We start from the raw sequence: 17,758 nt of genomic DNA on the forward strand, positions 1-17,758 counted from the left end.
CTACGGCGGGCCAAAACGGTCTCGTGGGGGGCGGTGTTTCTTACTCGGGGGCGTCTTTCGTGGCGGGCCTACATCGGCCGGCGACGGATGAAACGCACCCGGACGGGCATCTTGTGCGCCAACCGGGCAAAGCACATCCGCGCCGCTTCTTCCGAAACGCCGCCGATCTCGAACAGCACGGTGCCGGGGCGAATCACGGCGGCCCAGAACTCGGGTTCGCCTTTGCCCTTACCCATGCGCGTTTCGAGCGGGATCGAGGTGATCGGCTTGTGGGGGAACACCCGCACAAACAGTCGCCCTTCGGTGCGCAGATACTGCTGCGCCGCGATACGCCCGGCTTCGATGGTCTGCGCACTGAGCCAACCCCCTTGGGTCGACTGCAGACCAAAGTCGCCGAAGACGACGCGATTACCGCGGGAGGCGTTACCTCTTATCCGCCCTCTTTGGCTTTTTCGGTGCTTGACCCTCTTGGGCATCAGCGCCACTGGTATTCTCCTCGTCTGCGAAGTACTCGCCCTGGTTGATCCACACCTGAATGCCGATGTGGCCCTGGGGAGTCATGGCCTCGTAAAAGCCGTAGTCGATCTTGGCCCGCAAGGTGGACAGCGGCATCGCGCCGGCGATCTGCTTTTCGCAGCGCGACATTTCGGCGCCGCCCAGGCGGCCCGACAACTGCACCTTGATGCCCTTGGCACCCGACTCCATCGATTGCTCGATGGCCCGTTTCATCGTGCGGCGAAAGCTGGCACGCTTCGACAACTGTTCGCCGATATCTTCGGCGACCAGTTGCGCCTGAATCTCCGGGCGGCCGATTTCTTCGATCTTGATGTTCACGCGGCGGCCGATCTGGTCCTGCAACTCGGCCTGCAGGGCTTCGACCGCCTGGCCTTTGCGGCCGATGATGATGCCCGGCCGCGCCGTGAACAGGATCACCTTCACCTCGTCCCGGGTCCGTTCGATTTCGACCTTGGGGATGCCGGCGTGGCGATACTTCTGCTTGATGTACCGGCGGAGCTTGAAGTCCTCGACGAGCAGCTCGGGGAACTCCTGCTTCGACGCATACCAGCGGCTCTTCCACCCTTCCATGATCCCGGTGCGAAAGCCGACTGGATTGACTTTTTGTCCCATGACGATGATTCCCGAAGGATGCCTTGATTCGCGAAGGATGCTGCTGGGGCTCGAGGCTGTTTACGCTCGATGTGCGGGTGGAACCGTATTGGTACGCTGCGATCCTGGGTTATTCGTTGCCGGCGTCGCTGCCGGCCGCCACGGCGTCTGCCGCCGGCGCCGCATCGACCACGTCGAGCGCGACACGGATGTGCGCCATCCGCCGCTTGATCATGAACGCCATGCCGCGGGCCCGCGGACGAATCCGCTTGAACATCGGCGCGCCCTCGATGCGGCAATCGACGACGACCAGCCGCTTGACATTGGGGGCGCGGCGATCCTCGGCATTGCCCAGGGCGCTCTTGATTACTTTTTCGAGCATCCGCGCGCCGCGCTGCGGCTGATAACGCAGCAGCACGAGCGCCTCGTCGGCCTGCTTGCCGCGGACCAGGTTGGCCAACGGGCGCACCTTGCGGGCGCTGATGCGGGCAAAGCGGTGTGAGGCTTCGTAAGCCATGATGCCGGTCCTGTCCTGTGCTAAGCGTTACTTCTTCTGGCCCTTGCCGCCGTGGCCGCGGAACGTCCGGGTCGGCGAAAACTCGCCCAGCTTGTGCCCGACCATCTCTTCGGTCACGAACACTTTGATGTGCTGCTTGCCGTTGTGGACCATAAACGTGTGGCCCACGAATTCCGGCACGATCGTGCAACGGCGGGCCCAGGTCTTGATCGGCTCCTTCGCGCGGCGGGCGTCCATCGCCTCGACCTTTGCGAACAGCTTCGGATCGACAAACGGGCCTTTTTTGAGTGAACGTCCCATGACAGTGGTTGCCTGGCTCTGTGGTTGGTCGGGCTCGGGGTCGAGCCTCCGCGAAGATTCGCGTTGTTGTTAGTTATCAGGTATGCAGTTTCAGTTGGCCGTAGCGACGCGACCATCGCCGGCGAACGATGGCCGAGTTCGACGGCTTGCGCGGCTTGCGCGTCGAGCCGCCCTTGGCGCTCTTGCCGGTGGGGCTCACCGGGTGGCGACCGCCCTTGGTGCGGCCTTCGCCACCACCGTGCGGATGGTCGATCGGGTTCATCGCGGTGCCGCGGACGAACGGGCGCCAGCCCTTCCAGCGGTTGCGACCCGCCTTGCCAACTTCGATGTTCATGTGGTCCGGGTTGCCGACCTGGCCGATCGTGGCCCGGCAGTTGGACGGGACACGGCGGATTTCACCGCTGGGCAGCGCGATCTGAGCCCAGTCGCCTTCGCGGGCATTGAGCGTGGCGCCGACGCCGGCCGAACGGCACAGCCGCCCACCCTGGCCCGGCTGCATCTCGATATTGTGGATCGTCGTGCCGGGCGGAATGTTCTTCAGCGGCAGCGCGTTGCCCACGGCGGGGGCCGCCTCGGGGCCGCTGACGATCGTCGCGCCGACTTCCAGGCCATTGGGGGCGAGGATGTAACGCTTTTCGCCGTCGACATAGTGCAGCAAGGCGACGCGGCAGCTACGGTTGGGGTCGTACTGGATCGACGCCACCTTGGCCGGCACGTTGTCCTTGTTGCGGCGGAAGTCGATCACGCGATACATCCGCTTGTGCCCGCCGCCGCGGTGCCGGGCGGTGATCACCCCCTGATTATTGCGACCGCCCTTCTTGCGCTTGCGGACCAGCAGCGCCTTCGGCGTTTGCGCGCCGCCGGTCAATTCGGCGAAATCGCTCACACTCGCTCCACGGCGTCCGGGCGAGGTCGGCTTGTAGCGGCGAATTCCCACGGTTGATGTCCTCTCGGCGACGGTGTGCTGGGCGATTAGAAGAAGTCGATGCGATGCTCGGGATCGAGCTGCACGACGGCCTTCTTCCAGTCTTTGGTCAGCGTGGCGCGGAAGCGGCTGCGCCGCGGCTTGCCCTTGCGGTTTTGCGTCCGCACGGCAACGACCTTGACGTCAAACAGTTCTTCGACCGCGCGGCGAATGTCGATCTTCGTGGCCAACTTGTTGACCTCGAAGGCATAGGCGTTGTAACGGGTCGAACGGTGCATGCCCTTTTCCGTCACCAGCGGGCGCAGGATCACCTGGTAGGGCTCGAGACCCATCGAGGCGGCACTGGTGTCGGCAGGGGTTTCGGCGTCGGCCATGGTGGACTACTCCTGGGCTGGCTGCTGCGCGGCGGCGCGGCGGCGCTTGGGGCCTGCACTCTTGGCGGTGCCCCCGGTCGTCTTGGCCGTCTCGGCCAGGCGCGAACCGAGCGAGTCGAGCGCTGCCTTGGTCACGAGAAGTCGGCGCGGTAACAGCACGTTGAGCGCATTGAGCTCCCCGGCCGGCGAGACGCTGACCTTCGGAATGTTGCGGGCACTGCGCAAGACGTTTTGGTCGTACTCGGCCGTCGCCACCAGGACGCTCTGGCCATCGCACTTGAGCGCCTTGAGGATCTTGGCCATTTCTTTGGTGGTCGGCTTGTCGAAGGCCAGGGCGTCGATCACCGTGACCTGCTCGCCCTGCAGCTTCGAGGCGATCGCCATCCGCGTGGCCAACTGCAAGGCTTTGCGCGGCAGACGATACACCCAGTCGCGCGGGCGCTTCGCAAAGATGTGGCCGCCGCCGCGGCGCGTGCCGCTGCGCCGCGAACCGGCGCGGGCGTTGCCGGTGCCCTTCTGCCGGTAGAGCTTCTTGGTCGAACCTTCGACCTCACTACGGGTCTTGGTCTTGGCGGTGCCTTGGCGCTGGTTGGTTTGATACATGACCACCGCGTCGTGCAGCAGCTGCTTGTTGATGGGCAACTGGAGCACGGCCGGGTCGATCTCATAGCGACCGACTTCGGCACCCGTCTTGTCGTATACCGGTAAGCTCGACATGGCAGTTCAGCTCGCAGGGCAAGTGGCCCGCCGGACGGCCGGCGGCCAGTGCAGGCGTTCCGTCTCTTGGTTTCTTCGATCTACAGCATGTTGGTTTGGCGCACGACGACGTAGCCGCCGTTGGGGCCCGGCACCGCGCCCGAGACCAACAGCAGGTTGTTCTCGGCGTCGATCCGGACCAATCGCAGATTACGGGCCGTGACCCGCGCGTCACCCAGGTGACCGGCCATCCGCCGTCCCCGGACGACGTGGCCGGGAAATTGGCTATTGCCGATCGAGCCGGGCAGACGGTGGACTTTCTTCACACCGTGCGTCGCTCGCTGGCCGCGATAGTTGTGGCGTTTCATCACACCGGCAAAGCCACGACCCTTCGAGGTGCTGGTGACGTCGACCCGGACGACTCCCTCGAATACCGAGACGAGCACGCTGTCGCCGACCTTGGTTTCGCCGACGTTGCCGCGAATTTCGCGGACGAATCGCTGCGGTTCGCAGCCGGCCTTGGCGCCGGCTTCGACACCGGCATTGGCCCGGGCCTTGGCCCGCTTGCTGTCGAGTGCGGCCACGTGTCCGCGCTCAGAGCGGCTGGCCAAACGGCGGGGCTTGTCGAGAAAACCGAGCTGCAACGCCTCGTAGCCGTCGGTCTCGACCGTCTTGACCTGCAGAACCTTACAAGGCCCGACCTCGAGCACCGTCACAGGAATGACGTTGCCCGCTTCGTCGAAAATCTGAGTCATCCCGACCTTGCGGCCGAGTATTCCGGTAGCCATCGCTCTTATGCCTTGAGTTCTGTGGTCGCTTGTTGTGCCAGGAAGCACGCGAATCGCTTTGATCGCGGTTTACCCGACCAACTTCCCTACCATGGGAACCGAGTCTCGAGGGTTGAGTTGGTTGCGTGTCGTGCGTTCGGCCGATCCGCTGGACGCCGAAACGATTGATATGTGCAGTATCGCTTTCCGCCGTTCGGGCGGCCTTTAGTGACGACTCGTCGCCTTGATCTTGATGTCCACGCCGGCCGGCAGGCTCAGCTTGTTCAGCGCCTCGATCGTCTTGGCCGTCGATTGGACGATGTCGATTAGACGCTTATGGGTTCGAATTTCGAACTGCTGCCGGGCCTTCTTGTCGATGTGCGGGCCCGAGAGCACCGTATAGCGCTCGATCCGCGTCGGCAGCGGGATCGGACCATGCACTTCCGAGCCGGTCCGCTTGGCCGTGTCGACGATTTCCGCCGCGCTCTGGTCGAGCACCGAATGGTCGTAGGCTTCCATCCGGATGCGAATGATTTCTTGGGTCTGTCCAGACACGAATCGCTCCCACCGCGCGGCGCAGGGTTACCAACAATTTCAGTTCCGGCTGCGAGCCCGCGGACCGGACTTCCGGGGGGATTCCACGGTCCCCTTCCCCGAAAGCCTGGCAGGCTCGCCCCCTACAGACAGCGGTTTTCCGCCCCAGGGGGAACCGATGAGTCTATAGGTGTCGCCAAAAGGTGTCAATCGCCAATTTCCTCGGGGGTTTGACCGCTTTTTGCGGCGACGCGCACCCCGTTGCCGTCAGGGGGGCGAGGGCCTTGCAAGCCGGGCGCGGACCGCGGCCAGATGGCCCGATGCCGCCGGCCAGCCGGGCACCAGCCGCAGGGCCGCCTCGAGTTCACGCTGGGCATCGTCCCAACGCTCCAGGTGCATGTACGCCACGCCGAGGTCCAGCCGGATTTGGGGTTGGTTTTCATCCAGATCGCGCCCGGCCTCCAGCACGGTGGCTGCCTCGGCCCAGCGCTGCTCGGCCAGCAGGGCACTGCCCAACTCGAGGCACGCCAGCGCGTTGGGGGGTTCGAGTTCGCGCCGTCGGCGCAGATGTTCGATGGCGGCTGCATGATTGCCGCGCTGGTGCAGCAGGATGCCCAGTTGGCGGTGGGCAGCCGCGTTTCGAGGATCGAGCTGCACGCAGGTCTGCAAATGTGCCAGCGCCGTCGCCACATCGTTCCGCTGCTTCGCAACCAGGCCCGCGAGATAGTGTGCTGCCGCCAGGTCGGGATCGCGCGCGAGCGCTCGTTCGGCGGTGGCCGCCGCCTCGGCAAGTTCGTTCTGCTGGAGCAACAGGATGCCCAGCGAGACCTCGGAGAGCGCGTCGCCCTGCCCCTGGGCCAGGGCAAACTTCAGCAATTCACGCGCCGGGCCGACCAGGCCTGCGTCGCTCAATACCTGGGCTCGAGTTGCCAGCGACATCGCATTCGGGCCATGCGGCACGCCTGGATCGAACCAGAGTTGCTCGATCAGCCATCGATCGTAGGCACCGTTGTCGCTCGCCGGGCCTGGCGGCCGCTGGCGAAAGACGATCAAGGGCGACGGGTCGTCGTTGGCGTACAGCACCGGATCGTCTGGCCCCGGCTTGGGCACACGCATCATGCCACCTGCGTAATAGACATTGCTCAGGCTGACGAATACCAGCTCGGCAGGGCGATCGCGAAACAGCGTCACGGCCGTCGGAAAGCCGGCCAGCGTGCTGGCGTTCAGTGAGTAGCCCGCCAGCGGCCGGGAAACGTAGCCAAACCATGGATTGCTCAACAGGTAAGGAAACGGATGCCCGGCCACGATCGGAGCGTTGGCCGAACGCTCGATCGCCCGGCAAGCGGCCTGGGTGGAACGCAGGTCCTGCAAATACTCGTGGCTGCGATCGTTACCGCGGGCGTATGCGGCCGGCCCTTCCAACCGAGGAAAGAGCCGGCCGTTCCAGTTCGCCAGGTTGACGACGATCATGCCGACAATCAGCGCCACGGCGACACGTGCGGTCACCAGCTGTCGCAACAACACGCCCGCGGCCACCCATAAGAACGGCACCAGAAGCGTGTAATAGCGCGGGGCCGGATAGCCGAACCGCACCAGCGCCGCCACGAATGCCGGCATCAGGAGCAATGCAAACACCAGTTCGGGCTGCAGCGTCAAAAGCCGGTTGAGCGCCCAGGCAAGTCGCGCCGCGCCGCGAGGCGCTGCCGGATTGCGCCAGATGTCGCGTGCCGCGCGCGCGGCAACAAACAAGGCCGCCAGGCACACCGCGATGGAGAGCAGCACCAGGTCGGGACAGATGACAACGCTGCCGGCCAGCGCGCGCAAGGGGTGTGCACTGGCCACGAGCGCCAACAGTTGCTCGTCGATTCCGCTCCAGCGGTAGGCAATAGTTTGAACGGCGAGCGCCAGGGCCAGGGCCGCCAGCGCGCCAAGCCGCCGCAACGCGCTGCGTTTGGGCTCAGCCGCGGCATTGCCGAACAAAGCGAGCACCTGATAGGCGATCGCCACGACCGTGATCAGCATGCCCGCGGGCTTCATCAGAAAGGCCCCCAGGCATGCCCCTGCGGCCAGTACTGGCCGGCCGCGGCAAATCAGCGCGCAGGCTGTCACCGACCAACAGGCGGTCGGCAAATCCATGCCGAGCATGTCGGTCTGCGTACTGAATTGAGGTGTGGTCCACAGGGCCGCGGCGCAGGCCGCGGCGACGAGCGCCCCGGTCCGCGGCGTCAGCAGGCGATACACCAGGAAAACCGTCACGGCCGCCGCCAGGAACTCGAGCAGGTGGCACGCGACGAATACGCTGGCCGCATCGGGCAGGCTCCGCATGAACCACGCGATCAGCGTTGGCAAGGCGCTGACCATGTAAGCGCGGGGGCCGCCCGCGCCGACGTAGGTTTCGTGGTAGCGCAGCCGGAGGTAGTCGAACTGCGTGTCGGCCAGGTAGCTGGCCTCGTTCCACAGGCCGGTCACGCACTCGAAGTACGGGGGGGCCGCGATCACTTCGAATCGCACGGCGATGATCGCCAGCCAGATTGCGCCGCAGGCTGCCCAGGGGTGCCACCAGCGGCGCGCTGTACGCCCGGCCGTTGCATCACTTGCCGCCGAGTTCATGGTCGCACGATGCCTTCGAGCCGCAGCGCGGGATGGAGTCTGCCGGCGGGCGCCGTTCAGCGCCCGCTTTGCGTACGCAGCGCGCGAACGTGGTTGAGTTCGAGTTGCACGGCCGCCGAGTTGGGGAACTTGCCGAGCAGCCGCTGTAAACGCTCTTCGGCGGCAGCGAATTGTCCTTGCTCGACCCGATACGAGGCAAGCGCCAGCTCCAAGTCGACCGGCTCGCCGTGCCGCACCGACGCCAACTCGAGCAATTCGGCCGCCGCGGCGACCAGGCCCGAGCCGTGCAGCACACGGGCCCGCAGCAGCGCCCGTTCCGGATTTTCCCGCGGATCCGCCGGACCGAGAAAGCATTGCTCGAGATACCAGCGGCGGCGCGCCTCCGAAGTCGTAGCCGCCGCGCCGGGCCCTGCGCGGTAGATCACCAGCGGCGAGGGCAAATGATCGTCGTAGAGCACCGGGCTGTCCGGCGAACGCTCCGGTAGCGAGGCCAGGCCGTAGTAGTAGTAAATATTGTCGACCTCGAAGCAGCGCAGCTCAGCCGGCAGATCGACGAGCAATTGGGACGCCGGCACGATGTTGGTTGAAATGAACGGGCTGACGGAATAGCCGCGCAGCGGGCGATCGACGTAGCCCAGCCGAGGGTACGTCACAAAATGCGTGAACGGGTGAAACACGAGCAGCGGCGTGTCGTCGGCCGCGCTCGCCAACAGCCGGATGGCCCGAATGTTCGATTCATGATCGGCCAGGTATTCGTGGCTGCGTTCCAGCGTGCTGGCGTGGCGGCTGAGCGGCGTGATTTCCACCAGCAGCGCGCCGTTCCAGTTGACCAGGTTGAACGCCACCACCGCGCTGGCCAGCCCCGCCAGGACGCGAGTGCGGGCTGTGGAGCGGCCCGCCCATGCGGCGAACAGCATGTATAGCGCCGGCATCGACAACACGTGGTAGCGCGGCGCGAAGGTCCGGGCATAGATCACCACCATCAGCGGAACGGCTACGGCCAACAGCAAGAAGAACAGCGCCACGCGGCGATCGTGCAATGCGGCCGGCAACGGCTCGCGCGCGCCGCGCGAAAATAGCCAGCCGAGTAGCTCGACAAACAACAGGACCGCCGCGAGCGCCATCAACAGCAACACGTCGGGGCACAATGCCAGGAGGGCCAAGAGATAAGGGGCCTGAGCATGGTGGGAGCGGATGATCTCTTCAGACCCACCCCAGCGAAACACGCCGATCTGGCAGGCCAACGCCAAGACGTTCCACCCCAGGCCCCACGCCAGACGCCTTGCGGCGGCCGACCGCCAGCCGGCCGCCAGCAAGCAACACAGCGTGGCGATGGTCGCCGCGGTAATCAGCGCGCCGGTCGGCTTGATGAAGAACGCCAGCGTACCGACCAGGGCCGCCTGGGCGTAGCGCTCGCGAGCCACGCAACGGGCCGTCCAAACGGCGCAGGCCGTGATGAAGATTTCAAGACCCAGCATGTCGACCTGCGTGCTCAGGATCGGCGTCGTGAGCAGCGCGAAACACAGCACGGCGGCCAGCCACCCGGGCACGCGATCGCGCAGCAGCCCGAAGAAGCCGAGCGTCATGGCCGCCGTGGCCGCGAAGACGCTCAGGTGATACGTGGCCAACGTGGCGGTCGTCCCCAGGCCCAGGGTCCAGAGCAAGGCCACGACCGAGGGCACGATGCTCGTCACATAGGCTCGATCGTAGCCCTCGATCGTCGAGCCTTGCTGGTTGCGCAAGGCCAGCACGTCGAAGTTGGTTTCGTAGAGAAAGCCGGCCTCGCGAAAAATGCCCAGCGCGAAGTCGAAATAGGGCGGCGACGTAATCACCGCGGCGCGCAGCAGCGTGATGCTCACCAACAGCGCGAAGAAGGCGACTGTGATGCGCCAGCTCATGGATCGCTATCCGTAAGCGCGAGGCCCGGGGCCCCTGTCGATCAGGGGGAACTTTGCCAGCATGCCGGTCTTGACCGCGCCGATCCGGTGGGCACGGCCGATCACAGGAAACTTTGCAGCACGTCGGCCGGCGCGGGCCCATAGGCCGCCGGCTCCATCGAGCAACTGGCCCGGCCCTGGCTCATGCTCCGCATGGCGCTCGAATAGCCGAACATGTTGGCCAGGGGCGAACGAGCCTCGATCTGGGTCATACGGCCGCGAACCTGAGTGCCGGAAATCTCGGCCCGCCGCTGCTGCAAATCAGCCACGAAATCGCCGAGATTCTCCTCGGGCGTGATGATCACGACCTTCATGATCGGCTCCAACAGCACGATCCCGGCCTGGCGCAGGGCCTCGTTGAAGGCGTCGCCGGCCGCGTGTCGGAAGGCAATCTCGTTCGATCCCGGCTCCTGGTGGGCCCCGCCCAGCAGGGTTACGCGCAGCTTCATCAGCGGAAATCCGAGCGAGCCGCCGCCTTGGGCCATCTGCCGCAAGACTTCGAGCGCCGCATTGAGAAACACCTCGGGCAGTTGCTTGAACGCTGCCGGATCGACCGCGACGGCCGGCTCGGCGGCCTCTTGCGGTTCGAGGCGGATCTTTACCTGGGCAAACAATTGCTGCCCGGCGATCTGGCGATTGCACTCGCCGACGACCTCGACCCGGCGTTCGACGCTTTCGCGGTAGCTGACGCGCGGCTTGTGCACGCGGACGTTGACCTTGAAGTCACGCAGCAGCAGGTTCTTGATCCGCTCCAGGTGCAGCTCGCCCATGCCGCTGATCAAGGTTTGGCCCGTTTCCTCGTTGATCTGCGCGCGAAACGTCGGATCCTGGCGCTTGAGCATCTCCAGCGCGTCGACCAGTTTCTTGCGATCGGCCGAGCTTTCCGGCTCGATGGCCATCGATATGACCGTCTCCGGAAACTGGATCGATTCGAGCAGGATCGGGTGCTGGGTCGGGCACAGCGTGTCGCCGGTGACCGAATGGCGCAGCCCGATGACACCGACGATGTCGCCGGCCTCGACCGATTCGACCTGCGTGCGGCGATCGGCCTGCACGTGCCAGAGCTGGGTGCAGTTTTCCTTGAGGTCGCGGCCAGGGTTGTAGAGCCGGGTGCCGGCCTCGAGCTTGCCCGAGTAGACGCGCACGTAACACAAGTCGCCGTGCTTGTCGGCCTGGATCTTGAACACCAGCCCGCAAAACGGCTCGGCCACGTCGGGCTTGCGAGTGAGCTTTTTGTCGGGTTTTTTGGGGTCGTGCCCCTCGACGGGCGGTTTTTCGGCCGGGCTGGGGAGGTATTGGATCACCGCGTCGAGCACCGGTTGGACGCCGATGTGATCGAGCGCCGAGCCGCAGAAGATCGGTACCGCCTGGCCGTGCAACGTCGCTTCGCGCAGCACGCGGCGAATCAACTCGGCCGGCACGTGCTCGCCGGCCAGGTGCAGCTCGGCCAGTTCGTTCGAGAAGTTGAACAGCGTGTCGAGCAGTTGCTCGCGCCAGAGCTGCGCCTCGTCGAGCATCTCGGGCGGAATCTCGCCCGCCGAGACCTCGGCGCCGAGCTTGGTCTCGTCGAACGTCAGGGCCCGCATGTCGATCAGGTCGATGACGCCGCGAAAGGCGTTCGGGACATGCGGCGGGCCGACGCCCCAGGGAATCTGCACGGCGATGGCCGGCGCTTCGAGCCGCTTGCGAATCTCGTCGAGCGTACCTTCGAAGTCGGCCCCCTCACGGTCCATCTTGTTGATGAATGCCAGCCGGGGGACGTGATACCGATCGGCTTGGCGCCAGACGGTTTCGCTTTGGGCTTCGACCCCCTCGCGAGCGCTGAACACCACGACCCCGCCGTCGAGCACGCGCAGGCTGCGCTCGACCTCGGCCGTGAAGTCGACGTGGCCGGGCGTATCGATCAGGTTGATCGTGACCCCCCGCCATTGAAACGTCACGCAGGCGGCGTTGATCGTGATCCCGCGCTCTTGTTCCTCGGGATCGAAGTCGGTGACGGTGGTGCCCTTGTCGACGTCGCCCATTTTGTGGCTGGCGCCGCTGTAGTAGAGCATCCGCTCGGTGAGCGTCGTCTTGCCCGCGTCGATGTGGGCGATGATGCCGATGTTGCGCAGGTTGTCGAGCTGGCGACTGGTCATGATCGCGGTTCCGGCCGCGGTGCCCCCCGACGGGACATTGCACGGATGCTGCGGCGGTTCGTCTCGTCCCTCAACAACAACGCCGTCTCGAGGCGGGGGGCCTCGAAGACGGCGCAGATTTGATCCGTTCGACGCGAACAAGTCCACGGGGCGCTACCAGGCCCACTGAACACTCCCAAGCAAAGTGGGCACCCTACCAAGCAAAGTGGGCAAACGCCTTGTTGGCGTCGGCCATGCGATGCACGTTTTCGCGCTTGGTGAACGCCGTGCCTTCGCGGTTGTAGGCCGAGATCAATTCGTCGGCCAGCTTGAGGTAGGTGGCGCGGCCCTTCTTTTCGCGTACCGCGGCAAGGATCCAGCGAATCGCCAGCGACAACTGCCGGTTGCCGCGCACCTGCATCGGCACCTGGTAGGCCGCACCGCCGATTCGCTTCGAACGCACCTCGACCTCGGGCTTGACGTTTTCGATCGCCTGCGTGAAGACGTCGATTTCGCTCTCGTTGGGCAACCGCTGGCGAATCACGTCCATCGCATCGTAGACCACCTGCAGCGCCGTCTGCTTCTGCCCGTCGTACATCAGGCAGTTGACGAATTTCGACACAAGCTTCGACCCGTACTTCGGATCGGGAGCAAGTGTCGATTGGCTGGCAGTGATGCGTCCCATGGCTGGCAGTTCCTGAGGGGGCCCGTCGTGCGGGGGCTATGAATCTTGATGCGGTGATTGAACGTGGGGGGCGGCGCCTGGGGTCGGCTGCGCCGAGCACGGCTTGCGCAGGGTTGTCCTGGGCGGTTAGCTCTTCTTGGCGCCGTACATGCTGCGCGATTGCTTGCGGCCCTGCACGCCGAGCGTATCGAGCGTGCCGCGGATGATGTGGTACCGCACGCCCGGCAGGTCACGTACGCGGCCGCCGCGGACGAGCACGATCGAGTGTTCCTGCAGGTTGTGCCCTTCGCCCGGAATGTAGACCGTGACTTCTTTGCTGTTCGACAGCCGCACGCGGGCCACCTTCCGCAGCGCGGAGTTCGGCTTCTTGGGCGTCATCGTCTTGACCTGGAGGCAGACGCCGCGCTTTTGCGGACACTTGTCCAACACGGGCGACTTGCTGAACTTCCGAGGCGGACGGCGCGGACGCTTGATCAATTGGTTGATCGTGGGCATGTCAGGCTTTCGACGGGTGCGGTTTCGGCAGCAGGCTGGTGTGTTTCGTTTGCAGCGGGCAGCGCGGACCGTGGCAACGTGCTTACCACCTCCGGCGAGCTATTGGCCCCACCCGCGCGAATTACTGAGTCTACCGCCTCGCCGAATCGGGTCAAGGCGGAGAAAACTCCGGAGAATCGTGCGAGTTTCTGGCCAGGGGGCGAGCAAAAACCCCGCCGAGCGATGCCGCACGGCGGGGTATTGCTAGCAGTTTCACGGTCACGCACGGCGCCACAGACTGCCGGTGTTACTGTCCCCCAGTTTCGCCGTCGCCCGCCGAGCCGGGGGTCACGCCGGCTTGTGCCTGACCCAACAAGGTGTCGAGGTTGGGCACGGCGGCCTTGTCGCCGGCGGGGGCAGCACTCTTGCGGCCATCCTCGGCCGTTTCCAACAGCGGGAACGCCCGTTCGAGCACGCGTTCCTTGTCGGCGGCCAGGGCCTCGAGCGCTTGCGGACGGATGCGGACTTCGCCTTCGACGTGGATCTTGAAGCCCGTGCCGGCCGGAATCAGGTGGCCGAGGATCACGTTCTCCTTGAGGCCCACGAGCTTGTCGACCTTGCCGCTGAGGGCGGCCTCGGTCAGCACCTTTGTGGTCTCCTGGAAGCTGGCGGCCGAGATGAAGCTCGAGCTTTGCACCGAGGCCTTGGTAATGCCCAAGAGCTGCGTGCTGGCCGTCGCCGGCTTGGGCCGCGCCGACTTGGCCGGGCGGCCACCGAGCGCTTCGGTCTGCGTGTTGGTCTGCTCGAAGGCGTCCTTCGGCACGATCGTCCCGACGGCAAAGTCGGTGTCGCCCTGTTCGGCGATCTTCACGCACTGGGCCAGCCGCTGGTTCGCCTGCCGGAACTCGAACTTGTCCATCAGGCTGCCCGGCAGCAGGCTGCTGTCGCCCGGCGACTCGATGCGCACCTTACGCAGCATCTGTGCGACGATGATCTCGATGTGCTTGTCGTCGATATCGACGCGCTGGCTGCGGTAGACGTTCTGAATTTCGCGGGTCAGATAGTGTTGCACCGCCTCTTCGCCGGAAATCCGCAGAATATCGTGCGGCACCAGCGGCCCGTCGACCAGCGCCTCGCCGGCACGCACGAAGTCCTTGGCGTGCACGCGCAAGTGCTTGCCGTGCGAAACGAGGTGCTCGCGTTCGATCCCGCTTTCGCTGCGGACGATGATGGTCCGCTTGCCACGGCGCTTTTCGCCGAGCAATTCGACCTCGCCGTCGATCTCGGCGATCACGGCCGGGTCTTTCGGCTTGCGGGCCTCGAAGATCTCGGTGACCCGGGGCAGACCGCCGGTGATGTCCTGCGTACCGGCCACTTCGCGCGGCGTCTTGGCCAACAGCGTACCGGCCGAAACCGTGTCGCCCTCGTTGACTTCGATGTGCGCCTTTTCAGGCAGGTAGTAGAAGTCGAGGATCTTGCCGCTGGTGTCTTCCAGGATGACCTGCGGGTGCAGATCGCCCTTGTGCTCCATGATCGAGCGGCGGATGTGACCGCTGGGGTCGCGTTCGACCCGCATCGTCTCGCCTTCGATGATGTCTTCGTAGCGCACCCGACCGCCGACTTCGGCCAGGATCGGGATGCTGTGCGGGTCCCAGCGGCAGAGCACCGTGCCGGCCTCGACCTGTTGGTCTTCTTCGACGAGCAGCTGCGCACCGGCGGGCACCTCGTACTTGTCGAGGTCGCGCCCCTTGGCATCCATCAACACGATTTCGCCGTTGCGGGTGAGCACGATCTGCATGCCCGCGTCGTTGCGCACCGACTTGAGCCGGGTGAACTTGACGATACCCGACTTCTTGGCCTTGATCTCGCTTTCCTCGACGGCGCGGGCCGCGGTACCACCGATGTGGAAGGTCCGCATCGTCAACTGCGTGCCCGGCTCGCCGATGCTTTGCGCGGCGATGATGCCCACGGCCATCCCCTCTTCGACCAGTTGTCCGGTCGACAGGTCCATGCCGTAGCACAACTGGCACACGCCCAACGCCGCTTCGCAAGTCATCGGGCTGCGGACTTGGATTCGCTCCAGGCCGAGCTCTTCGATCTTGCGGGCGGTCGAGCGGGTGATCATCTCGCCTTCGCGCACGATCACTTCGTCGGTGATCGGGTTGACGATGTTGGCGCGGCTGACGCGCCCGCGCACCGAGTCGGCCAGGCTGACTTCGACCTTCTCACCACGGTAGATGACTCCCTTGGTGATGCCTTGCGTGGTGCCGCAGTCGTGCGTGGTGATCACCACGTTCTGGGCCACGTCGGCCAGCTTACGGGTCAGGTAACCCGAGTCGGCCGTCTTGAGGGCCGTGTCGGCCAGACCCTTGCGGGCACCGTGCGTCGAGCTGAAGTATTCGAGCACCGACAGGCCTTCGCGGAAGTTGGCCTTGATCGGCGTTTCGATAATCTTGCCCGACGGCTTGGCCATCAAACCGCGCATGCCGGCCAGCTGGCGAATCTGCTCGACGCCACCGCGGGCACCGGAGTGGGCCATCAGGTAGATCGGGTTCACGTAGCCGGGACGGCGATAGTCGTTTTCCAGCTCGGTCATCATTTCCGAGGTGATCCGTTCGCGGGCATGCGTCCAGGCGTCGAGCACCTGGTTGTAACGCTCGCCCTCGGTGATGATGCCGCGCTGATAGAGCTTGTGAATCTTGAGGACCTGTTTCTCGGCCTCGCCGATGATCTTGCTCTTGGTCGGCGGCGTGATCAGGTCGTCGGTGGCGAACGACAGGCCGCTACGGGTGCTTTCGCGGAAGCCGAAGCGGTTCATGTCGTCCAGCAGCGAGATCGTCTTTTGCCGGCCGCAGATCTGGTGGCAGTCGGAGATCACCTTGGCCAGCTCGCTCGAACGCATCGGGATGTTGTAGAAGGGCATCCCGGCGGGCAGGATCATGTTGAACATGACGCGGCCGACGGTCGTTTCGATCACGGCCCCCGGCTTACGGTCGGCCTCGGAGTCGGTCTTGAGATATCGCGACGGCGGCAGCTTGACTTTGATGCGGGCGTGCGTGTCGACCTTGCGCAGCGAGTAGGCGAACTGCACTTCGTCCATCGACGAGAACTGCATGCCTTCGCCGGGCCGGCCGGGCAGCGACATGGTGACGTAGTAGCAACCCATCACCACGTCCTGCGACGGGCTGATGATCGGCAGGCCGTTGGCCGGGCTGAAGATGTTGTTCGTCGACATCATCAGCACGTGCGCCTCGACTTGCGCCTCGATCGACAGCGGCAAGTGCACGGCCATCTGGTCGCCGTCGAAGTCGGCGTTGAAGCCCTTGCACACCAGCGGATGCAACTTGATCGAGTTGCCTTCGACCAGCACCGGCTCGAAGGCCTGAATGCCCATGCGGTGCAGGGTCGGGGCACGATTAAGCAACACCGGGTGGTTGTTGATCACCTCTTCCAGGATGTCCCAGACCTCGGCGTCGCGCCGTTCGAGCATCTTCTTGGCGCTCTTGATCGTGTCGGCGTGGCCCAGCTCCTTGAGCCGGCGAATGATGAACGGCTGGTACAGCTCCAGCGCGATCTTCTTCGGCAGGCCGCACTGGTGCAGCCGCAGCGTCGGCCCGACCACGATCACGCTCCGGGCCGAGTAGTCGACGCGCTTGCCGAGCAGGTTCTCGCGGAACCGGCCCTGCTTGCCCTTGATCATGTCGGTCAGCGACTTGAGCGGGCGGTTGCTCGAGCCGAGCACCGGGCGCTTGCAGCGGTTGTTGTCGAACAGCGCGTCGACCGCCTGCTGCAGCATCCGCTTTTCGTTGCGGATGATCACTTCCGGCGCGTTGAGGTCGACCAGCTTCTTCAACCGGTTGTTGCGGTTGATGATGCGGCGGTAGAGGTCGTTCAGGTCGCTCGTGGCGAAGTTGCCCGAGTCCAGCAGCACCAACGGACGCAAATCGGGCGGGATCACCGGGATCACGTCCAGCACCATCCACTCGGGCTTGTTGTCGCTGTCGCGCAAGGCCTCGACGATCTTCAGCCGGTTGATCAGGTCCTTCTGCTTCTGCTTCGAATTGGTCGTCACCAGCTCGTCACGCAGTTCCTTGGAGAGCTTGACCAGGTCCAGGCTGACCAGCAGCTTACGGACCGCCTCGGCTCCCATGTCGGCCTCGAACGAGTTTTCGCCGTATTGCTCGCGGGCCGCGCGGTATTCCTCTTCGGTCAGCAATTGCCGCTGCTTGAGCGGCGTATCCTTCGGATCGATGACGACGTAGTCCTGGAAGTAGATGATCTTTTCCAGGCTCGACGTCTTCATGTCGAGCAGGTTGCCCAGGCGGCTGGGCATGGCCTTGAAGAACCAGATGTGCACGACCGGCGCGGCCAGCTCGATGTGACCCATCCGCTTGCGGCGCACGCGGCTGTGGGTGACTTTCACGCCGCAGCGGTCGCAGATCATGCCCTTGTACTTCATGCCGCGGTACTTGCCGCAGGCGCATTCCCAGTCCTTTTCCGGACCGAAAATCCGCTCGCAGAACAAGCCGTCTTTTTCCGGACGGTAGGTGCGGTAGTTGATCGTTTCGGGCTTCTTGACCTCGCCGAACGACCAGCTGCGAATGTCGTGCGGGCGGGCCAGGCTGATTTTGACCGAGGCGTAATCGTTGATCCGATCGTAAGAGCTTTCTCCGACGCTCATGAATGGTGCTCCTTATCGTGGATCGGGTGTAGCG

General features: G+C 64.8%; 15 protein-coding genes. All 15 read right to left on the minus strand.

Features of this window, described 5'->3' with window-relative positions:
- Positions 1–68: 68 nt before the first annotated feature.
- The 15 genes from rplP to rpoC all read right to left on the minus strand — a co-directional run bounded on the left by rplP (position 69) and on the right by rpoC (position 17,724).
- Positions 69–485, minus strand: a complete 417-nt coding sequence (gene rplP / locus K1X74_02895; GenBank protein MBX7165277.1) for a 50S ribosomal protein L16 — start codon at positions 483–485, stop codon at positions 69–71.
- The gene (rpsC, locus tag K1X74_02900; GenBank protein ID MBX7165278.1) at positions 424–1,128 is read right to left on the minus strand and encodes a 30S ribosomal protein S3; all 705 of its coding nucleotides are present in this window, start codon (positions 1,126–1,128) and stop codon (positions 424–426) included. Before rpsC ends, rplP begins: the two co-directional genes overlap by 62 nt.
- Positions 1,129–1,237: 109 nt before the next feature.
- Positions 1,238–1,624 (minus strand): 50S ribosomal protein L22, encoded by a 387-nt coding sequence (rplV, locus tag K1X74_02905; GenBank protein ID MBX7165279.1) that lies wholly within the window; start codon positions 1,622–1,624, stop codon positions 1,238–1,240.
- Between the two features lie 27 nt (positions 1,625–1,651).
- Positions 1,652–1,924: a 30S ribosomal protein S19 gene (gene rpsS / locus K1X74_02910; protein ID MBX7165280.1), complete on the minus strand. Its 273-nt coding sequence runs from the start codon at positions 1,922–1,924 to the stop codon at positions 1,652–1,654.
- A gap of 76 nt (positions 1,925–2,000) precedes the next feature.
- Positions 2,001–2,861 (minus strand): 50S ribosomal protein L2, encoded by an 861-nt coding sequence (rplB, locus tag K1X74_02915; GenBank protein ID MBX7165281.1) that lies wholly within the window; start codon positions 2,859–2,861, stop codon positions 2,001–2,003.
- Between the two features lie 35 nt (positions 2,862–2,896).
- Positions 2,897–3,181, minus strand: coding sequence for a 50S ribosomal protein L23 (gene rplW, locus K1X74_02920; protein MBX7165282.1), 285 nt, complete (start codon positions 3,179–3,181; stop codon positions 2,897–2,899).
- 48 nt (positions 3,182–3,229) lie between these two features.
- Positions 3,230–3,940 carry a 50S ribosomal protein L4 gene (gene rplD, locus K1X74_02925; GenBank protein ID MBX7165283.1) on the minus strand — a complete coding sequence of 237 codons (711 nt, stop codon included), beginning with the start codon at positions 3,938–3,940 and terminating at the stop codon, positions 3,230–3,232.
- 80 nt (positions 3,941–4,020) lie between these two features.
- A complete protein-coding gene (rplC, locus tag K1X74_02930) occupies positions 4,021–4,707 on the minus strand; it encodes a 50S ribosomal protein L3 (GenBank protein ID MBX7165284.1) in 687 nt (228 codons plus the stop codon).
- A 204-nt stretch (positions 4,708–4,911) separates the two neighbouring features.
- Entirely contained in the window at positions 4,912–5,241 is a 330-nt protein-coding gene (gene rpsJ, locus K1X74_02935; protein MBX7165285.1) for a 30S ribosomal protein S10, read from the minus strand.
- Between the two features lie 246 nt (positions 5,242–5,487).
- Positions 5,488–7,830, minus strand: a complete 2,343-nt coding sequence (locus K1X74_02940; GenBank protein MBX7165286.1) for a tetratricopeptide repeat protein — start codon at positions 7,828–7,830, stop codon at positions 5,488–5,490.
- A 56-nt stretch (positions 7,831–7,886) separates the two neighbouring features.
- A complete protein-coding gene (locus K1X74_02945) occupies positions 7,887–9,728 on the minus strand; it encodes a hypothetical protein (GenBank protein ID MBX7165287.1) in 1,842 nt (613 codons plus the stop codon).
- A 101-nt stretch (positions 9,729–9,829) separates the two neighbouring features.
- The gene (gene fusA / locus K1X74_02950; protein ID MBX7165288.1) at positions 9,830–11,905 is read right to left on the minus strand and encodes an elongation factor G; all 2,076 of its coding nucleotides are present in this window, start codon (positions 11,903–11,905) and stop codon (positions 9,830–9,832) included.
- 193 nt (positions 11,906–12,098) lie between these two features.
- Complete coding sequence (gene rpsG, locus K1X74_02955) at positions 12,099–12,569, minus strand: 30S ribosomal protein S7 (GenBank protein MBX7165289.1); 471 nt, start codon at positions 12,567–12,569, stop codon at positions 12,099–12,101.
- 126 nt (positions 12,570–12,695) lie between these two features.
- A complete protein-coding gene (rpsL, locus tag K1X74_02960; protein MBX7165290.1) occupies positions 12,696–13,064 on the minus strand; it encodes a 30S ribosomal protein S12 in 369 nt (122 codons plus the stop codon).
- A gap of 286 nt (positions 13,065–13,350) precedes the next feature.
- Complete coding sequence (gene rpoC, locus K1X74_02965) at positions 13,351–17,724, minus strand: DNA-directed RNA polymerase subunit beta' (protein ID MBX7165291.1); 4,374 nt, start codon at positions 17,722–17,724, stop codon at positions 13,351–13,353.
- Positions 17,725–17,758: the final 34 nt, after the last annotated feature.

The organism is Pirellulales bacterium (genome assembly GCA_019694435.1).
In the GTDB taxonomy this organism is placed as follows: domain Bacteria; phylum Planctomycetota; class Planctomycetia; order Pirellulales; family JAEUIK01; genus JAIBBZ01.